Origin of the sequence: Vibrio ouci, assembly GCF_004551525.1 — a bacterium.
GTDB lineage: Bacteria > Pseudomonadota > Gammaproteobacteria > Enterobacterales > Vibrionaceae > Vibrio > Vibrio ouci.
Map to the genome: position 1 here is coordinate 1 of NZ_SATR01000101.1, position 3687 is coordinate 3687.

General features: G+C 40.5%; 3 protein-coding genes. All 3 read left to right on the forward strand.

Annotated elements, in window-relative coordinates:
• Nucleotides 1-190 precede the first annotated feature (190 nt).
• The 3 genes from ELS82_RS23615 (at nt 191) to ELS82_RS23640 (ending at nt 3428) form a co-directional block, all read left to right on the forward strand.
• Nucleotides 191-814, forward strand: coding sequence for a hypothetical protein (locus ELS82_RS23615; protein ID WP_134837604.1), 624 nt, complete (start codon nt 191-193; stop codon nt 812-814).
• 144 nt (nt 815-958) lie between these two features.
• A complete protein-coding gene (locus ELS82_RS23625) occupies nt 959-2119 on the forward strand; it encodes a hypothetical protein (protein ID WP_134837605.1) in 1161 nt (386 codons plus the stop codon).
• 772 nt (nt 2120-2891) lie between these two features.
• Nucleotides 2892-3428: a nucleotidyltransferase family protein gene (locus ELS82_RS23640; RefSeq protein WP_134837606.1), complete on the forward strand. Its 537-nt coding sequence runs from the start codon at nt 2892-2894 to the stop codon at nt 3426-3428.
• Nucleotides 3429-3687: the final 259 nt, after the last annotated feature.

Consider the following 3687-nt stretch of genomic DNA (forward strand, 5'->3'; position numbering starts at 1 on the left):
TCAGTCAGACTGCATTGAGTAAAATCACATAACAATAAATTTAAGCAGATTCGCAACGCTTGGCATTTTTGGTTTGAATAGGCTTAAGTGTTTACGGCACAATGGGTTAGGTGTGTGGTAGCGTTGCTCACTACTTAATTTGGCGTTAGGCGAATCTGGTCATCTTAAGTTTATGGTGAGATAAATAAGAATGTGTATTGATAGCGAATTAGACAAATTAAAGGGTTGGATTGAGCATTTACCTCGAATCGGTATGCAAGCAATCGGCGGTGACGGTCAGCCCATGTATATTCTAGACCTAATTATGATTGGGGCTATTAAGCGCTCATTGAGTCTTGCTAGTGGTTTACAAGCATTGGTGGCTTCGAGAAACATGACTTGCTCACGAGCAGTCGTGAGAATGGAATTGGACACAATTAGTCGATTACTTGCTTACACGTATGTAGAAGAGCCTTCAGATATGGCGACTAAAGTCATCGGTGGTAAGGCATTGAACTCTTTTAAATGCAGAGACGGCAAGAAGCTGAGAGATGGTTACCTAATTGACAGAATGACGCAAGATTACCCTTGGGTGAAAGATGTTTATAAATACACATCAGGTTATGTGCACTTTTCTGAAAGGCAAGTGTTTGACTCCATCTCTTCTTTGGGTGAAAACGGTCTTCGCTCGGTTAAGTTTCACATAAGTGCTGAAGATAACAATTTTCCAGATGAAAGTTGGATTGAAATATTACAGTGTTTCAACGAAATGTTATCAATTCTTGGAAAGCTGCTAGTAGCTTATAGAAATGAACTAGAACAAGCAGCGGTTTAAATTCGCCTAACAAACTGTTTAAGAGTGATTCGCAACGCGTGGCATTTTTACTATGCGTTGCGTTTAGTGTTTAAGGTGGTATGCGGTAGCTTCGGTATTGCGTTGCTCACACCTTAACAGGGCGTTAAGTTTTAGGAGAATAATATGTCACGTGCAGTAACTGCTGATCATGTATTGTTTGATGAGTGTATTCGAGCCTTTCGCTCCGATGATGAAAGGTGGACTCCATTCGAGAAAGGACCGAGCTATTCTTTTCTGTTAACCTCTTTTGAGATTTCGATTCCGTGGCAATTTAAAGAGTGTCATGTTGCTTCTTCAGTACAAGTTAGTCTTCCTGGTGCTAACTCTGCGTTCATAAGTAAAGTTTGCAACCCGGAGCATGTTGGAGGACACAATAGCCATTTATTCGGTATTGCTTTATCAGCAATTGCTTCATTCTCTTGGTTAAAGCCTTGTAAGTCTACAAGAGATGATTATTTATGCCGACAAGAGCATCTAACCGATTCGGATTACAGTGAATTAGCATTAAATCATCCTGTGTTGGTTGCGGGGCCGGGCGCTAATCACTCTAGAGTATCAGATGCTAAGTTGGACGATATGCACAAACAGCTAGAACAGCTAATGTCAAAGTTACTTAGCGTTGACATAAAAACGTACCGAATAGCAATGCAAAGTATAAGGTTAGTTCATTTATCTTTATTGGTTAAAAGGGATGATTTTGGGCTAGCGTATTTACTTGTTGTTTCAGCCATTGAAGCTGTTGCTCAACACGCAATAAAACGGAACAAGGTAAAAAATAAGCACCCGAAAGAAGCTGAATGGAAACTACGCTCTAAAGAAGATCTTATGTTCAAAGAACTATTTGAATCATATTTGGAATCAAGAGGAAATAACCAGTATTTACGCGAGAGGTTTGTGTCATTTATTGAGAAGTTTGCACCTGTTGAAAAGTGGACTAATTATATTGAACATCCAATGAGTGATGTGGCAGATACCATTAGAGCTTATGGCTCGACGCATAGCTCTGAACATCTTACGAGAAAAAATTGGTTTGAGAAGTACCCTGAAGATCTAAGCCCAGATGAGATTAGCTCAATTATATCTGACGCTTATGTTCATAGGTCATGCTTCATCCATCGTGGCGAACAACCACCACACACTGATCCTAGTCCGTCATTCCATCGTTTTTTTCAAGATTATCATTCGTATGATGGCTATGAACTTACTGAGAAATTACTACCAAATTACGAGCTTCTGATTGGTTTAGCAAAGCATTCGATAACCAATTGGCTGCATACGAAATAAAAACTTAACAAACGCTTTAAGACGGATTCGCAACGCGTGGCATTTTTATCATGCGTTGATTTTAGTGATTTAGGTGGTATGCGGAAGCACCGTATTGCGTTGCTCACCACTTAAGCGGGCGTTAAATTCTTGAGGGTTTATGAGAGCATTTCGAAATGTATCAAAAAGGGTGCAGGGTAGCCTCAAGTCACTTTATTCCGTTCTAGACAATAAAACGAACGAGAGCATTGAGGATTGGCAATGTGTTGCAATCACTGTGTTCGATCATTGGTTAACACGAGAAGAGTTTGAGCAATATTTTACTAATCGTTCGTTAGACCAACAAGCCGATATCGACCTACGTTGGCATTTGTTTCATCGTCTTCTAGCGGAGGATGTTTCGTGTTACCAGTACAAATATAGATCTGTTAGTCGGTTGATATTTAAGGAGCCAAGAAACAGCTCTTTGTTTGTCCGTCGTTTATCTAGGTTTTCAGTTGCGGATGCTGATGCTTTGCAGCTCGTAATTCCAGAATATCGGGCTGTTTTCGTACAAGGTTATGACGATACATGTTCTCTTTACTTTGAGTGTCGAGAGTCTGTAAAGCCTCTACTCCATGAAATTAGAAAGTTGGGCATGTATACGTTAGAACGAATTTAACAAACTGTTCAAGAGGGATTCGCAACGCGTGGCATTTTCACTATGCGTTGGTTTTAGTGTTTAAGGTGGTATGCGGCGGCATCGGTATTGCGTTGCTCACCCCTTAACAGGGCGTTATGGCGCAGGGCGAAAATGGACAAAATCGTAGAATTAATAAAACGCGACCCAATAAGGACTGAAGCACTCAATCATGTGTCTCAGCTGAATCTGCCTCAGTGCTATATAGCAGCGGGTTTCGTTCGAAATTTAGTTTGGGACTCCTTACATGAGTTTGAATCTACGACTCCTTTGAATGACGTTGACGTGATTTACTTCGATCCTAATGAATCCAACCCTGATGCCTACCTTGGTTATGAAGCATACTTGAAAGAGTGTATGCCAGAGCTTAATTGGCAAGTTCGAAATCAAGCTCAAATGCATGAACGTAATGGTGATGAACCTTACCAAAGTTCAGTGGATGCAATGAGCTACTGGCCTGAAAAAGAAACAGCAGTTGGAGTTCGTCAAATAAGCGTGAATCAATATGAAGTTGTATCAGCGTTTGGGTTTGAATCTTTATTTGGTTACTGCGTCACGCACAATCCCAAAAGGTCACAAGCAACATTTGAAAATCGCGTAAATTCGAAAAGGTGGTTAGTTAGATGGCCATCTTTGAGAGTTGCGCCATAACAATAAATTTAAGCAGATTCGCAACGCTTGGCATTTTTGGTTTGAATCGGCTTAAGTGTTTACGGCACAATGGGTTAGGTAAGTGGTCGCGTTGCTCACTACTTAATTTGGCGTTAGCATTCGACAGGAGATAACATGTACATTTTGGTAGTAAGTTCGAGCTTGGATCCAAATAGTCGAAGTCGTCAAATCGCTAAGCTATGTATTGACGAACTACAATCGTTGGATAGACAAGTTAAATTTGTTGATTTGGCGGAAC